13 protein-coding genes are annotated in these 15,619 nt (G+C 70.5%); 8 read left to right on the forward strand and 5 right to left on the reverse strand.

The annotated features are described in order from the left end of the window. Positions 1–503: 503 nt before the first annotated feature. Entirely contained in the window at positions 504–932 is a 429-nt protein-coding gene (locus ACGFSB_RS37105) for an ATP-binding protein (protein WP_393408912.1), read from the reverse strand. 157 nt (positions 933–1,089) lie between these two features. Between ACGFSB_RS37105 and ACGFSB_RS37110 the strand changes: the two genes are divergently transcribed. Together ACGFSB_RS37110 and ACGFSB_RS37115 are read left to right on the forward strand one after the other, a co-directional pair. After that, on the forward strand, positions 1,090–1,953 hold the full coding sequence (locus tag ACGFSB_RS37110) for a helix-turn-helix transcriptional regulator (RefSeq protein WP_393408914.1): 864 nt from the start codon (positions 1,090–1,092) through the stop codon (positions 1,951–1,953). Continuing rightward, positions 1,950–2,222 carry a DUF397 domain-containing protein gene (locus ACGFSB_RS37115; RefSeq protein WP_393408916.1) on the forward strand — a complete coding sequence of 91 codons (273 nt, stop codon included), beginning with the start codon at positions 1,950–1,952 and terminating at the stop codon, positions 2,220–2,222. The genes ACGFSB_RS37110 and ACGFSB_RS37115 overlap by 4 nt, the downstream gene beginning before the upstream one ends. A gap of 8 nt (positions 2,223–2,230) precedes the next feature. Here the strand turns inward: ACGFSB_RS37115 and ACGFSB_RS37120 are convergent, their stop codons facing one another. Beyond that, the gene (locus ACGFSB_RS37120) at positions 2,231–4,339 is read right to left on the reverse strand and encodes a CDP-glycerol glycerophosphotransferase family protein (RefSeq protein WP_393408919.1); all 2,109 of its coding nucleotides are present in this window, start codon (positions 4,337–4,339) and stop codon (positions 2,231–2,233) included. 173 nt (positions 4,340–4,512) lie between these two features. Here ACGFSB_RS37120 and ACGFSB_RS37125 point away from each other — a divergent pair, with 173 nt between their 5' ends. From ACGFSB_RS37125 to galE, 4 genes are all read left to right on the forward strand, one after another. Beyond that, on the forward strand, positions 4,513–7,992 hold the full coding sequence (locus ACGFSB_RS37125) for a CDP-glycerol glycerophosphotransferase family protein (RefSeq protein WP_393408923.1): 3,480 nt from the start codon (positions 4,513–4,515) through the stop codon (positions 7,990–7,992). Next, positions 7,989–9,554, forward strand: coding sequence for a hypothetical protein (locus ACGFSB_RS37130; RefSeq protein ID WP_393408925.1), 1,566 nt, complete (start codon positions 7,989–7,991; stop codon positions 9,552–9,554). The genes ACGFSB_RS37125 and ACGFSB_RS37130 overlap by 4 nt, the downstream gene beginning before the upstream one ends. A gap of 76 nt (positions 9,555–9,630) precedes the next feature. Continuing rightward, positions 9,631–11,295 carry a glycosyltransferase family 2 protein gene (locus ACGFSB_RS37135; RefSeq protein WP_393408927.1) on the forward strand — a complete coding sequence of 555 codons (1,665 nt, stop codon included), beginning with the start codon at positions 9,631–9,633 and terminating at the stop codon, positions 11,293–11,295. A 98-nt stretch (positions 11,296–11,393) separates the two neighbouring features. Further along, positions 11,394–12,377: a UDP-glucose 4-epimerase GalE gene (galE, locus tag ACGFSB_RS37140; protein ID WP_393408929.1), complete on the forward strand. Its 984-nt coding sequence runs from the start codon at positions 11,394–11,396 to the stop codon at positions 12,375–12,377. Positions 12,378–12,413: 36 nt separating this feature from the next. Here the strand turns inward: galE and ACGFSB_RS37145 are convergent, their stop codons facing one another. After that, entirely contained in the window at positions 12,414–13,148 is a 735-nt protein-coding gene (locus ACGFSB_RS37145) for a TetR/AcrR family transcriptional regulator (protein WP_393408931.1), read from the reverse strand. 108 nt (positions 13,149–13,256) lie between these two features. Here ACGFSB_RS37145 and ACGFSB_RS37150 point away from each other — a divergent pair, with 108 nt between their 5' ends. Continuing rightward, positions 13,257–13,964: an NAD(P)-dependent oxidoreductase gene (locus ACGFSB_RS37150; protein WP_393408933.1), complete on the forward strand. Its 708-nt coding sequence runs from the start codon at positions 13,257–13,259 to the stop codon at positions 13,962–13,964. A 204-nt stretch (positions 13,965–14,168) separates the two neighbouring features. Beyond that, positions 14,169–14,345: a hypothetical protein gene (locus ACGFSB_RS37155; RefSeq protein WP_393408935.1), complete on the forward strand. Its 177-nt coding sequence runs from the start codon at positions 14,169–14,171 to the stop codon at positions 14,343–14,345. 8 nt (positions 14,346–14,353) lie between these two features. On the opposite strand, the gene ACGFSB_RS37160 is transcribed toward ACGFSB_RS37155, so the two are convergent. Beyond that, on the reverse strand, positions 14,354–14,905 hold the full coding sequence (locus ACGFSB_RS37160; protein WP_393408938.1) for a LuxR C-terminal-related transcriptional regulator: 552 nt from the start codon (positions 14,903–14,905) through the stop codon (positions 14,354–14,356). A gap of 21 nt (positions 14,906–14,926) precedes the next feature. Continuing rightward, the gene (locus ACGFSB_RS37165; RefSeq protein WP_393408941.1) at positions 14,927–15,565 is read right to left on the reverse strand and encodes a TetR/AcrR family transcriptional regulator; all 639 of its coding nucleotides are present in this window, start codon (positions 15,563–15,565) and stop codon (positions 14,927–14,929) included. Positions 15,566–15,619 lie beyond the last annotated feature (54 nt).

Here is a 15,619-nt window from a genome sequence, read left to right on the forward strand (position 1 = left end):
GCGCAGCGCAATCGGCGCAGCCGACGCGTAGCGCAGCGGAGCGCCCTTTACTGGGCCGCCGGAACCGCCACACTCCCGAGCGCCGGGCGGCCCCGGCCACCACCCCACGCCACCGGCCCCGCGAAGCCCCCGCCCCCTACCCAGCCGCACCCCGTAACCGAGCCCCGGAAGAACTGGTCCGCACCCGGCCGGAGACCCGTCACCGCCACCGGGGCGTCCCCGTCTGTCAGGCGGCACCCCCTCACCGCGTGACGCTCGCACCAGAAGAACTGGTCCGCAGATGGCAGGAGACCGACGAGCCCATCCACCGTCCCCATACGCCCCCCTCCTGGCCGCCCGGCCAACAAAAGCTCCTGCGGTGGAGGCGGGGCAGTCAAGGGTGGAGCGCAGCGCAATCGGCGCAGCCGACGCGACCGAAGGGAGCGCCCTTTACTGGGCCGCCGGAACCGCCACACTCCCGAGCGCCGGGCGGCCCCGGCCACCACCCCACGCCACCGCGTTCTCTAACACCGGTCGAGTTCCGCCCAGACCGTCTTGTGGGGGGATGGACCCAGCTCCGTTCCCCAGCGGGCCGACAGGGCCTCCACCAGGAGCAGTCCTCGGCCCGACTCGGCTTCTGGCGATGGGAATTGGGCCACCGGTGGCATGGCCGCCGCCCCTCGCGTGTCCGTCACCTCGATCCGCAGCGTACCCACGTCCGTCAGCGTCAGCTCCAGACGGAAACTCCTGCCGGGTACGCGGCCATGCGTCGCCGCGTTGTTCGCCAGCTCGGCGATGACGTGTTCCGCTGCGGGGAGCTGCGTGCGCCACCCCCAGTCCGTCAGTTGCTGCACGGCCAGTCTTCGGCCGAGCCGCGCGCCCCTCGGCGTGGCCGACAGCAGGATCGTGAAGTGCCCTACCGGGAGCGGGGTTTGAGTGATTTCTGGGTTCACGTCACTCAGCGTGGCCGGGCCTGCCTACTCTGAACAGCGATGACTCCCGTGCGTACGGTGACTGTCCACTCTCTGTCCCGGCCTGTCCCGGCTGTCCGGAGTGACGGCCGGGTACGCCTGCCCGTTGAGCAATCACGGTACGTCGGAGGTGGCACGCATGAGCGTGGATGGTGACGGTACGGAACGTACGGACGAGCCCGGCTGGGACGTCGAACCCGAAGACGAGATCGCCTCCGTCGTGGAGGCGCTCGGGCATCAGCAGAAACGGTGGCGGGAGGCTGCGGGGCTCCGTGTCGCGGAGTTCGCCGAGGCGATCGGCTACGGCGAGGATCTGGTTCGGAAGGTTGAGCGGGGGGCTCGAATTCCTCGTCCTGAGTACCTGGACAAGGCGGATCAGGTACTGGGGGCGAAGGGGTTCATCTCCGCGATGAAGGAGGAGATGACGAAGGCTCGGTATCCAAAGCGCGTAAGGGAGTTGGCAAAGCTGGAGGAGAGGGCCGTTGAGCTTTCGCTGTACAGCAACCACAACATCCACGGGCTGTTGCAGACCGAGGACTTCGCACGAGCACTGCTCAAGACTTGGCGTCCCACGCTGTCGCAGGACGAATTGGAGCGGGCGGTCAGTGCGCGCGTGGGCAGGCAGTCCATCTTCGACCGATCGCCTGCGCCAGAGCTCAGCTTTGTCCAGGAAGAGGTGACACTTCGCCGCCCAATTGGCAGCAAGATGGTGCTACGTCGACAACTGGAACGCCTGTTGGAGGTAGGCCAGTTGCAGAGCATCGAGCTGCAGGTGATGCCGACCTCATGTGGGAACCACCCGGGAACAGCAGGCCTGATCGAGGTGCTGAAGTTCGGGGACGGTACTGGCGTAGGGCGCTCCGAGGGAGCGTTCGCCAGCCGTCCAGTTTCCGACCCGAGGCAACTCAGGATCCTTGAACTGCGGTATGGCATCATCCGGGCTCAGGCTCTCTCACCAGGGGAGTCGCTGGCCTTCATCGAGCAAGTGCTGGGAGAGACATGATCCGCAAGGGCTCCGCCGAGGACACGTCCGAGCTGGAGTGGTTCAAGAGCAGCTACAGCAGCAGCAACGACGGCGAAGACTGCGTCGAGATCGCGCTGGAATGGCACAAGAGCAGTTACAGCAGTAGCAGCGACCCCAACGACTGCGTCGAAGTAGCCACCACCCCCACCACCATCCACATCCGCGACTCAAAGAACACCCTGGGCCCCCAACTCGCCTTCCCCCCAACCGCCTGGGCCGACTTCGTCACGTACGCCTCCGAACGCTGAAGTCCCGCCTACGACGCCAAAAACACCCGCCGCACCACCCGCTCAGCAGCCCCCCCATCGTCGTACGGACAGAACCGCGCCCGGAAGGCGGCCCGCAACGCCCCCGCCTCCTCCGAGTTCCACCCCCCGTCCCGGAACACCTCCACCAGCTCCCCCTCATCCCTCGCCACCGCCCCCGGCGTCTCCCCCGCCCGCCCGGACAGCAGGTCGAAGTAAGTCCCCCGGGCCAGCCGATACGCCTGCCAGTCCGGGGCATACGTCACGATCGGGCGGTCCAGGCACGCGTAGTCGAACATCAGCGACGAGTAGTCCGTGACGAGGGCGTCGGCGGCCAGGCAGAGGTCCTCCACGCGCGCGTGCCCGGTGACGTCGATGAGCTGGGGGTGGGCGCGCAGGCCCGCGTCGGCGCCGTAGAAGTAGTGGGCGCGTACCAGCACCACATACTCCTCGCCAAGCGCCCGCACGAAGCGCTCCAGGTCGAGCCGGGGCAGGAAGCCCTTCTGGTAGTCGCGGTGCGTGGGCGCGTACAACAGCACCGTCCGGCCGTCCGCGACCCCCAACTCCTCGCGGATACCGGTGATCTCGTCCTTCCCCGCCGTGAAGTAGACATCGTTGCGGGGGTAGCCCGCCTCCAGGGACTGGTACGACGTCGAGGGGTAGACCCGCTCCCAGATCTCCGTGGAGTGCGGGTTGGCGGAAAGGCTGAGGTCCCACTGGTCGGTGTGGTCGAGGACCTTCTGGAAGCTGATGCCGTGCGTGCCCGCCGGGTAGCGGCGCTGGTCGAGGCCCATCTTCTTGAGCGGGGTTCCGTGGTGGGTCTGGAGGTAGACCTGGCCGGGGCGTTTCGTGAACCCGCCGGGGAAGCTTGAGTTGTTGATCAGGTACGTCGCTCTCGCCATCGTCCGCCAGTAGCGCCGCGAGCCCTCAACGACGTACTCGACCCCGTCGGGCACCCGGTGTTTGTTGCGGCTGGAGACCACCCACACGCCCCTGATGTGCGGGGCGAGTTCGCGGGCCTTTGCGTGGATGGCGGCGGGGTTGCAGGAGATCCCGCGGTTCCAGTACGCGCCGTACACCGCGAGCCGGGGGTCCAGGGGGCGGCGCAGGTCGGTGCGGTAGGAGAGACGCATGGCGCGGGCGCGGAGCTTCTTCTTCTGCCGGGCGAGGCGACGGGTGATGCCCTCGCGGCGGGACGCCCGCTTGCGTTGGGCTTCGTACGCCGCGAACGACGATGCCGCGAGGGCCTTCTCGCCCGCGCCCACAGGGGTCCCGGTCGCGTACGTCCGGTACACCCGCGCCGCCCCGCGGAAGAAGTCCCGCCGGTCGCGCGGCGCGATGCGCCCCGGGTCGTCGAGCACGGCGAGCAGATGCGCGGCGGCGTGCGGGACAAGGCGTGCCCGGTCCGCCGGGTCCGCGGCGGCGAGCAGCTCCTCGTACCGCCCGATGACCGCGAAGTGCTCCCGGCCCGGCGACTTGGCGAAGCTGCCGCCGCGCCGCTCCCGCCAGCGGACGCAGGCCTTGTCGAGGACGGCGGTGCGCGCGCCGGGCGTCAGGGTCGCGCGCCGCACCGGCACCACGTCCTCGTACGCCCCGTCGCTGAACGCGAGGCGCCGCTCCTGCCAGTAGCCGAGCCGGAAGACGCGGTTCCAGGCGGCGACGGTGACGGCGAGCGGGTCCCCTGTCAGGTCGTCGCCGCCCGGACGCACGTTCTCCCACCAGTCGAAGCGGTCGTGCCCGAAGAGGAGTACGTCCGGGTCGTCCGCCGCGTCGAGGGCTTCGGCGATCGTCTCCAGGGCGCCCGGCAGGAGCAGGTCGTCGCCGTCGAGGAAGAGTACGTAAGTGCCGGTGGCGCGGTCGGCGCCGATGTTGCGGGCCGGTCCTGGGCCCGACCGCGCGGGGAGGCGGACGAGTTGCACGCGCGGGTCGCGCTCCGCACACTCCACGGCGATCGCGGCGGACGCGTCGGGGGACGCGTCGTCCACGACGATCAGCTCCAGATCACCGAAGCCCTGGTCGAGCACGGAGTCCAGGCACTCCCGCAGGTAGCCCTGGACGCGGTGGGCGGGGACGACAACCGAGAAGCGCGGCGTGGACAGCGTGGGCACCTTGGACACCATGGGCACCGACCGTAGTCAGCAGGACACGGCCTGTCGAAGACCCCGCATCACTCATTGGGGTGAAGGAAGGCAAAGAAATTGACCAGAGGGGGCAAAGGGGATGAATACGCCCGCACTCCCATGATTGCTCCTCTGTACTCCCATGCCTGGGAGCGTACGAAAGGCCGGTCTTCGTGCAGCCCCGTCTCAGCGTCGTCGTGCCCATCTACAACGTCGAAGAGTTCCTGGAGGAGTGCCTGGAGTCGATCGCCGGGCAGACCATGGCCGACCTGGAGGCCGTACTCGTCGACGACGGCTCGACGGACGGCAGCCCGCGGATCGCACGTGAGTTCGCCGCGAAGGATCCACGCTTCGTCTATGTGCGCCAGCCGAACGCGGGGCTCAGCGCCGCCCGCAACACCGGCGTCCGGCACGCGACCCCCACCGCCGAATACCTGGCCTTCGTCGACAGCGACGATGTCGTGCCGCACGACGCGTACGAGCGGATGACCGCGAGCCTGGACTCCACGGGGTCCGACTTCGCGAGCGGCAACGTCTGGCGCCTGAACGAGCGCGGACGCCAGCAGGCCTGGCAGTACAAATGGCTCACCGAACCGCGCTCGCGCACCCACATCAGCCGTGACCTGGAGCTGCTCGCCGACCGCGTCGCCTGGAACAAGGTCTTCCGCCGCGCCTTCTGGGACCGGCACGGCTTCACCTTCCCCGAGGGGAAGTTGTACGAGGACACGCCTGTCATGATCCCCGCGCACTTCCTCGCGGGCTCCGTGGACGTGCTCAGCGACCACGTCTACTACTGGCGGGTGCGCGAGGGTTCGATCACCCGGCGGCGTACGGACGTCAAGGGCGTGCGCGACCGGATCGCGGCGTGCGCGCACGTCAGCGGGTTCCTGGCCAAGCACGATCCCGAGATGCGCAAGACGTACGACATCTCCTGCCTCCGCGACGACTTCGTGTACTTCCTGCAAGGCCTCCCGATGGGCGGGCCCGAGTACCGGGCCGCGTTCATGAAGGGCGCGTCGGCGTTCCTGCGCCGCGCGGATCCGGGGGTGATCGCGGGGCTCCCCGTGTCGTTGCGCGTGAAGTGGCATCTCGTACGCGAAGGACGCACCGCCGATCTGATCGACCTCCTCACCTTCGAGCAGCGCAACGGCAGCGCGTTCCAGATCCGGGGGGTGGTGCGGCGCAGTGCCGCGTATCCGCGCAGCTCGGGCGGCCACATCCGGGTGCCGCAGGAGCTCGCGCGGCTCGGGCGCGGCGAACTTCCGGTCATCTCCCGCGTCCAAGAGGCGAGTTGGGGCACCGACGGGCTGCTGCGGATCAGCGGATACGCGTACGTGCGCAATCTGGAGGCGACCCGCCCCGGCCACTCCGTCAAGGCGGCGATCCTCAAGTCGACCAAGAGCAAGGCCCAGTTGAGGAGAATCCCCACCCGAACCCTCGCCGAACCGCAGGCCACCGAGAACTCCCAGCAGCAGCTGCACTGCTACGACCTCTCCGGGTTCGAGATGACCGTCGACCCCGAGCGCCTGAAGACGGGCGGCCGGTGGCGGCCGGGGAACTGGCTGCTCGGCGTGGTCGTCGCGGGCCACGGTTCGGTGCGGCGGGCCGCGGTCCGCCCCCTGGACGGGTCGGCCGCGCAGTCCGTCGTACGCGAACTCGGCGACGGGCTCCGCCTGGTACTCGGCTTCAGCAAGAACCGTCTGATCCTCCGGATCCAGGAGTACGTGGCACGGGTCGACGCCCATCACCAGGACGGCGACGACATGGTCCTGAGCGGCCACCTGCCGAGCCGACTGCGCCCGAAGGCTTTGCGCCTGACGCACAAGCACTCGTCCGCGGAGCTCGACTACCCGGTGACGCTCTCGGGCGACGACCGCTTCGACGTCCGCGTGCGCCTCGCGGACCTGGAGGACATCGCGCCGACCCCGCACCTGGCCCCCAAGGAGGTCGAGCCCCCGCACGGCGACCGCTGGCAGGCCAACCTGGTCCTGCCGGACGGCAAGCTGAAGTCCCTGGCGGCGGTCCTCGGGCTGCCCCCGGGGCGGTACGCGTCGCGCGCGGGCAGCCGCGAGCTGTGCGCCTCCGCGAACGACCAGGGCCAACTGGTCATCGAGCTGACCCGGCAGCCGATCGCCGACCGGGTCGTCTGGTCCCCCGACGGCACCCTGACGGTCGAGGGCACGGTCGCCGACGCGAGCTGGGGCGAGGCGGAACTCGTGCTCCGGCACAGCGGCAGGGACGAGGAACTGACGATCCCGGCAGAACGGACCGCCGGGCGCTTCCGGGCGATGGTGGCGCCGGGGGGCGGGGTGCTGCGGGAGGGGCGGTGGTATGCGTTTCTGCGGGAGTCGGGGGGTGCGGCGGCCCCGCACGGCGCTCCCCAGGACGGTATGCCCGTGCGGCTGCTCGCCTCCGTCTCCGCCGCCTTCCCCCTCCACCAGGCCGTCGAGGGACGGGAGTTCACCGTCGACCGGCGGTTCGGCGACCGGCTGCTGATCGAAGCCGGGTCCGTGCTCGCGCGGGGCGAGCGGGGGTCCTACCGCCGGCACCGGCTGCGTACCGCGCACTATCCGCGGCAGCGCACGCAGCCCCTGCGGGACGCGGTGCTCTACTTCGACGGGGACTCCCCGCGCGCGGTCCACGAGGAACTGGTGCGGCGCGGCGCGGGCGTCGAGCACCTGTGGGTGACGCGGGACCAGCAGACGCGGGTGCCCGCCGGGGCGAAGGGCGTGGAGGAGCACAGTGCCGCCTGGTACGAGGCGCTGGCCCGCTGCCGGCGCATCGTCACCGCCGAGCATCTGCCCGGCTTCTTCGAGCGACGGGACGGGCAGACCGTCGTACAGACCTGGAACGGAGCGCCCCTCAAGCGCATCGGCACCGACCTCACCGACACCCTCTACGCCGACCACGGCCACCTCGACGACCTGCCGAAGCTCTCCCGCCAGTGGGACGTCCTGGTCTCCCCGAACCGCTTCTCCACTCCCCACCTGGGCCGCGCCCTCGCCTACGACGGCGAGGTTCTGGAGGCAGGTTCCCCCCGCAACGACATCCTCTTCTCCGAGGACCGCGGCAAGGTCGCCGAACACGTCCGCCGCGATCTCGGCATCGACCCCGCCAAGAAGATCGTCCTGTACGCGCCGACGTACCGCGACCACCTGGCCTACTCCCCGGGCCGCTTCCGCTACGAACCCGCGCTCGACTTCGCCGCGGCCGAGAGCTTGCTCGGCGACGACACCGTCCTCCTCGTACGCAAGCACCCCCTGACGGCGGGCCGCCTGACCGGAGCCCGCGCACCCTTCGTACGCGATGTGTCGTCCCACCCCCGCACGACCGAACTCCTCCTGATCTCCGACGTGTTGGTGACGGACTACTCCTCCCTGATGTTCGACTTCGCGCACACCGGGCGCCCGATGCTCTTCCACGCCTACGACCTGGAGCACTACCGCGACACCGTCCGCGGCTTCTACCTCGACTTCGAGACCAGCGCCCCAGGTCCGCTGCTCGCCTCCACCGGCGAGGTGGTCGATGCCCTGCGCGATCTGGACGCCATCACGTCCCGGCACGCTGAGGCGTACGCGGCGTTCCGCGAGGCCTATTGCGATCTGGACGACGGGCGGGCCGCCGCCCGTGTCGCGGAGAGGCTCATGCGATGACCATGGCCACGCGGGGCGTCGCCCTCCTCACGCGCCGCCAGGTCCACGGCTCGACGGCCCTGCACGGGCGCAAGCGGTGGCGCCCGAGCCCGTACGTCGTGTTCGGCGGGCTCTTCTGGATCGTCATGTCCCTCGCCTTCTGGCGGGTGCCGATGTGCTGCGACTTCGGGCAGCACGCGGCGGTCGTCGAGCGGCTCAAGGACAACCTGCTGCACCCGCGCCACCCGATGGCGGACCTGCCGGGCGCGGGCAGCCCGTACTACTCGCCGTACGCGGTGGCGCAGGGCGCTTTCGCGCGTGTGACAGGCCTTGCGGGCTGGGAGGTCGTGAAGCTGGCGGGACCGCTGAACCTCCTTGTGCTCCTCACGGGCCTCGGCCGGTTCGTCAAAGTCCTGACCCCGCGTCAATGGGCTCCGGTACTTGCACTGTTCGCGATGGTGGTGCTCTGGGGCACACGGATGGCGTGGTGGAGCGGCTACCTCGGCCTGATGTCCATGACGGGGAACCTCGCGTACCCGTCGACGTTCGCGATCGGCCTGGCGTTCTGGGCGTGGGGGTGGGCGGGGTCGCTGGCCCGCACGGCCACCCCGCGCCCTTGGTCGTACGTGGGGCTCGGCGCCCTCTGCGGGGTCATCCTGCTCGTCCACCCCATCTCGTCCGTGGCGGCCGTGATCGGGGTGGTGGCGTTCGCGGCCTCGGCACGGCACCCGTTCCGGCCGCTGTGGATGTGGGCGGCGACCGCCGTCATGGCGGCGGTGACCGCGGCGAGCTGGCCGTACTACTCCGTCTTCTCCCTCGTAGGGGACGAGAGCGTCGATTGGATCCACCGCCAGCTGTACACGGAGATGCCGCAGCGCTTCTGGCTCGCGCTGCTCGGCCTGCCCGCACTCGCCCTGCGCTTCCGCGGGAACCGCCGCGACCCCCTGGTCCTGATGTTCGTCCTGGACTGCGCGGTCGTCGCGTACGGCTGGCTGAGCGGCCACTACACCTACGGCCGCATCCTGGGCCTGACCCTCGTCCCGCTCCAGTTCGCCCTCGCCGTCGAGCTGGCCGCGCCCCGCCCCTGGCGCCTCTGGCGCACCGCCCTCGCGGGCGTCACGGCCACCGGAGCGGCCATCGGCTTCTTCACCCTCCAGGCGGGCGCGGTCGTGCCGCGCGCCCTGGACCCGGTGGGCTTCGACCAGCCGCCGCGCTGGCCCGGCTACGGCTGGGCGACGAGCCATCTGCGCGCGGGCGACATCGTCCTCACCAACGGCTACTACCCCACCCGCTCCCTACCCGCGTACGACGCCAACCTCGTCGCCCCCGCCTGGCCGGACGCCTCGCTGGACGAGGACACCCGCAACCACCGCCTCCAGGAGGTGCGCGACTACCTCTCCCCCGAGTCGACCCGCGCCGAACGCAAGGCGATCGTCCGCCGCTATCACGTGCGCTGGCTGCTGCTCTCGCCCGACCAGAAGGTGCCGGAGGAGGCCGTGGTGGTGGCGTGGGGGCCACGGACGGGGGAGGTCCTGGCGCGCGTGGGCACGGGCGCGAGAACGAACATGAATGAACATGAATGAACACGAACACAGGCCACGCAACCCCGCAAAAGACGTCCTAATCGGATAATTACCGGCAACCAGTAAAATTCCCCCCGTGGACCTCTCTCTGCCTCTGGCGCCCCCGCCGGCCCTCTCGCCGCAGGTCTGCGTCGTCGTGATCGGCTACAACGACGCGGCGCACCTCGCGGACGCGGTGCGCTCGGCGCTCGCCCAGGGCCCAGCGGTCCGCGAGGTGATCGCTGTCGACGACTGCTCGACGGACGGCAGCGGCGAGCTGCTCGCGGCGCTCGCGCGGGACGACACCCGCGTCAAGCCCATCCGCCGCGCCGCCAACAGCGGCGGCTGCGGCACTCCCCGAAACGACGGGATCGAGGCCACGACCTCCGCGTACGTGATGTTCCTGGACAGCGACGACGAACTGCCGCCGGGCGCGGTGGACGCCCTCCTCGAGGCCGCCGTCCAGCACGACGCCGAGGTCGCCACGGGCCTCTGCATACGCCGCGAGCTGCCCTCCGGACGCGAGAGCCCCTGGCAGCCCATGCTCTACAAGAAGGCCCGCTTCATCGCCCGCCCCGAGCTGCGCACCCGCCTGGTCCACGACACCCTCTGCGTCAACAAGCTCTACCGCACCGACTTCCTGCGCCGCCACGCGATCCGCTTCCCCGAGGGCCGCTTCACGTACGAGGACTTCGTCTTCACGGCCCGCGTCCTCGCCGCGGCCCCGCGGATCGCGCTGATCACGGACCCCGTGTACATCTGGAACGTGCGCCGCACCGCGGCCAAACTTTCGATCTCCCTGAACCGCGCGGGCATCGCCAACTGGCAGGCCCGCATGGAGGCGCACCGCCAGTCGGTCGAGATCCTCCGGGAGGCACAGAGCGTCACCGGCACGGCGGGCAAACGACTCGCCCAAGCCTCCCGCGCGAAATTCATCGACCACAGCCTGCGGATGTACGCGCGGGAGCTGACCGCGCGGAGCCCGGAGTACCGCCGGGAGTGGTGGACGGCCACGCGCGCGTACCTCGCGACGTTCGACACGGCCGACCTGGACGCGGCGCCCGCCCCCGGCAGGGTCATCGCCCGCGTGATCCTGGCGTCCCCCGAGCCACGAGACCTGCCCCGCCTCCAGGAGGTGGCGGCCCGCCCGGCACGCCTCCCACCTCCCTACCCACTCTCCCCCGACGGCACCACCCCCACCTGGTCCGCGGACCTCCCGCAGGTGACCCTGGAACACCTCCTCGTACGCCCCGTCCGCCTGCTCCCCCTGGCAGTGGACGCCGAACTGCGCCCCCGCGCGGGGAGCAGCCGCCTGACGCTGCGGCTGCACGAGCTGTACGGGCGGGTGGCGGACGCGGGCCCGACGACGGTCGACGTGGAGCTGGCACCGCGGGGCGGCGACGGCCCGGTACTGCGCCGCACGGCGGCGTTCAACCGCTCCCGCCGCTCCCACCCCTCCCCCGACGGTGCCACCTGGCTGACCGACGTCGTCCTGGACCTGGGCTCGCTCGGCGGCGGCGTATGGGACGTGCGGCTGCGTCTGCACTTCGGCGACGGCACGACACGGGACACGACCGCGCGGGCGGTGGCGGGCCCTGGCCTGCTGCGGCGCACGGTGCTGCCGTCGCGCCGCCGGGGCCTCCTCCTGGCCCAGCCGTACGCCACGCAGGCGGGAAACCTGGCGGTGCGGCTCGCGCCGGGGATGCGGGGCGTGGCGGGGGTGACGCGGAGGCGCCTCGCGAGATGGGTGGCGGGCAGCTGACGCCGCGCGTACGCGGTTCTCTGCCAAACTGCATGACCGATTGCCCGATTGCTACTGCGTGACCGATTGCCCGATTGCTTAGGGAAGGCTGCCTGACGATGACCTGGCTGATCACCGGCGGTGCCGGCTACATCGGGGCGCACGTGGTCCGCGCCATGACGGAGGCGGGCGAGCGGGCCGTGGTCTACGACGACCTGTCCACGGGCATCGCCGAGCGCGTCCCGGAGGGCGTACCGCTGGTGACCGGCTCGACGCTGGACGCGGACCTGGTCTCCCGCACGCTGACGGAGCACGCCATCACCGGTGTCGTACACCTGGCGGCGAAGAAGCAGGTGGGCGAATCGGTCGACCAGCCCCTGCGCTACTACCACGAGAACGTGGAGGGCTTGCGGATCCTGCTGTCGGCGGTGACAGAAGCGGGGGTGGCTTCCTTCGTCCTCTCCTCCTCAGCCGCGGTGTACGGAATGCCGGACGTGGACCTGGTGACGGAGGAGACGCGTTGCCTGCCGATGAGTCCGTACGGCGAGACGAAGCTGGCGGGTGAGTGGCTGGTCCGCGCGACGGGCCGGGCGCACGGCCTGTCGACGGCGTCCCTTCGCTACTTCAACGTGGCGGGCGCGGCGAGCCCCGAGCTCGCCGACACGGGCGTCTACAACCTGGTCCCGATGGTCTTCGAGAAGCTCACGGCCGGCGAGGCCCCGCGCGTCTTCGGCGCGGACTACGCCACGCCGGACGGCACCTGCGTACGCGACTACATCCACGTGGTGGACCTCGCGGAGGCCCACGTCGCCACGGCCCGCAAGCTGGCCGCAGCGCCGCGCGGCACCGACCTGACGCTCAACATCGGCCGGGGCGAGGGCGTCTCGGTCCAGGAGATGGCCACGCTGATCAACGAGGTCACGGGCTACGACCGCCCGCCCACGGTGACAGCCCGCCGCCCCGGCGACCCGGCGCGAGTGGTGGCATCGGCGGACCGCGCCGCCACAGAACTCGGCTGGTCGGCGAAGCGGGACGTGCGCGAGATGGTGACGTCGGCGTGGGCGGGGTGGGTGCGGCTGCACCCGGAGGCGACGCGAAACTAGTCAACTCGCCAATTCGCCAACTGGCCAACTAGCCAGCTAACTAGCTGAGTTGATGAGCCCTAGAGACCGGATCAGCTGCGCGATCTCCTCGCGGTAGAGCTTGTCCGGGTTGACCGTCTGGCTGAGCAGATGGCCATAGATCTCCAGTGAGACCAGGCCGTGCAGCCGCCCCCAGATGCGCAGCGCGACGGCCACGGCGTCGGGCGGGAGCCCGGGGAACTCCTCGCGCACCTCGCCCGCCAGCTTCGGATCGAAGTCGGACCACTGGAAGTCGCCGCCCGTGTGCAGCGGTTCGGCCTGCGGCCAGGCGTCGGCGGCGAGGCGGGTGAGTCCGGCGCAGATCCGGTGCTCGGCGTCGGGCGCCGCACCCTCGGGGGGCGGGCGGTAGCCGGACACCGGCGCCCCGTAGATGAGCCTGAAACCACCGGGGGTGGCGAGCGCCCAGTCCCGGAAGGCGCAGGCCCAGGCGAGGATGCGGCCTGCCGGGTCCTCGCCGGGGACGGCGTCCCGCGCGGAGTCCACCGCGTCGGCGAGCGAGGCGTACACATCGCCGATGAGCGCGGTGACGAGGTCGTCGCGGGTGGCGAAGTAGCCGTAGATGGCGTTGGCGGTCATGCCCATTTCGCGGGCGATGGCACGCAGGGCGATGGCGTCGGGCCCGCCGGACTCCATGAGCCCTAGGGCGACTTCTTTGATCTCGGCGGTGGTCTCGGCCCGAAGCCGTGCGCGCCGCCCACCCGTACTGGTCCCCACTGCCTCGCCTGCTGTCACGCGGCAACTCTACCGCGTCACTTAACTTCTTGCCGTATCAAAACTGCACGCCGTATAGTCAACCAGAATTCAGAATCCATTGCAGCCAGCCCAGCCAAGGGGAGAGCCATGCACATCGGGGTAATAGGAGCGACCGGAAATATCGGCAGCCGGGTGGTCGCCGAGGCACTGGCGCGCGACCACAAGGTCACGGCGTTCACTCGCAACACACCCCTCACCAGCGAAAAAGGGGAAGGAGCCACCTGGCAGACGCTCGACGCACTGAACGCCGAAAGCGTCACGAAGGCAGTGACGACCCCCGGCCTCGACGTCATCATCAGCGCATTCCAGCCCGGAAACGCGGCCAAGGACTTCGCGGACACGGTGCGCCGCTCGATCGCCGATCCGACGCTCTACGCCACCGTGGCGAGGGCCCTCCTCAAGGCACTGGAGAGCCGACCGCGGGTCCGGCTCATCGTGGTCGGCGGCGCGGGGAGCCTGGAGACCGAGCCGGGGCACGTCCTGGCCGACGCGGACGAGGACCTCCACAAGACCCTCGAAGGAATCGGCCTCCCGAAGGAGTACGCGGCGGCGGTACGCGGCCACCGCGACGCGCTCAACGCCCTGCGCACGTCCAACCGCCTGTGGACCTACTTCAGCCCCGCCGAGGACATCGCCCCCGGCGAACGCACGGGCCGCTTCCGCCTGGGCGGCGACCAGCCGGTCCTTGATGCGGACGGCAGAAGCCGCATCTCGATGGAGGACGCGGCGGTGGCACTGCTCGACGAGGCAGAACTCCCACAGTTCGTACAGCGACGCTTCACTGCGGGGTACTGAGGGACGCCGAGTCGGGCCGGGGCCTCACCCGCCCCCGACACCCCCGCCCCGACCGAGCTCGAACCAGACACTCTTCCGACTTCTGGAACATCTCGCTGACACCGGCACCGGCAGCGAGCGAATGAGCCGGGGCCAGGGTCGGTCGCCGCTGCCTCCAGCACCCCCGGCACAACCCCGCCACCCACCACCCGCACACTTGACCCCATGAAGATCCTTCTCTGGCTCGTGCTCGCCATCGCTCTCGTCGTCAACGTCTCGTCCAGCTTCGTCATCGACGACAACACCCGGCAGGCACTCGTCAGCGTGGTCACGGGCGTGCTCGCCCTCGCCTGCGGCGTGACGCTGTTCGTCAAGCGGGAGAAGCGAGCCCAGCGCCCCTAGCCGCACCGCTACCCCCTGTTCACATACGCCAACACCGCCAGCACCCGCCGATGCCCGCTGTCACTCGGCGGCAGCCCCAGCTTCACGAACACATTCCCGATGTGTTTGCTCACCGCCCGGTCGGACACCACCAGCTGCGACGCGATCGTCCCGTCGTCCCGCCCCTCCGCCATCAGCTGGAGCACCTCCCGCTCCCGAGGCGTCAGCGAGTCGAGCGGATCGTCACGCCGTCTGGCCAGCAGCTCCGTCACCACCTCCGGGTCCAGCGCCGTGCCGCCCTCCGCCACCCGCTCCAGCGCGTCCAGGAACTCGTCGACGCGCCCCACCCGGTCCTTGAGCAGATAGCCGACGCCACCGGCACTCCCGCCCAACAGCTCAGCGGCGTACGTCTCCTCCACGTACTGGGAGAGGACGAGCACCGGAAGCCCGGGGATCTCCTGCCGGGCCGCCAGGGCCGCCCGCAGCCCCTCGTCCCGGAACCCCGGTGGCATCCGCACATCGAGCACGGCGACATCCGGGCGGTGCTCCAGGAGCGCAGGGAGAACCTCAGGACCGCTCACGCACTGAGCCCCCCCCGGAGCTCACAACGCCCGAAGCCCCGCCGCCGTAGCCGTGACGAGGCTGCCCAGATACCCCTTGGGCAGCTCGGCCCGCACCACCACGGACCGCCAGTAGAGCGGCCCCGACACCAGATCGAGCGCGAGGTCCTCGTCGACCCCGTCCCGCACCTCGCCCCGCGCCACCGCGGCCCCCACGATGCCGCTCGCCACCCCGTGCTGCCCCTCCCGCAGCGCCTTCTGCAAGGCCTCCGCGATCTCCGGGTTGCGTGCCGCCTCCGCCTGCAGATCAGGGATCACCTGCGAGGCCACGGGATGCCGCAGCGCACGGGACGTCACCTCGTACAGCAGCCGCAGATCGCCCTCGAGCGACCCGGTGTCCGGCGCCGGAAGCCCCTGCACCGCTATCGCCGACACCAGGTCGAGCACGAGATGCAGCTTGGAGCGCCAGCGCCGGTAGACGGCGGTCTTGCCGACGCCCGCCCGGCGCGCGATGCCCTCGATGGACATGCGTGCGTACCCGACCGCCGCCAGCTCCTCGAAGACGGCCGCCCTGATGGCCTCGGTCACATCCTCACGGAGCACCGCCGCCCCCGCGGGCGCCCTGCGGCGCGGCTGTTCACGCGGACGCGGCTGTTCATCTCCTGGCCTGCTCGTCGTCATGCGGACAGCATAGAACGTGACGACGATACGGTTGCGTTCCGACGTCGCATCCCT

This window comes from Streptomyces sp. NPDC048441, from assembly GCF_043200235.1.
Lineage (GTDB): Bacteria > Actinomycetota > Actinomycetes > Streptomycetales > Streptomycetaceae > Streptomyces.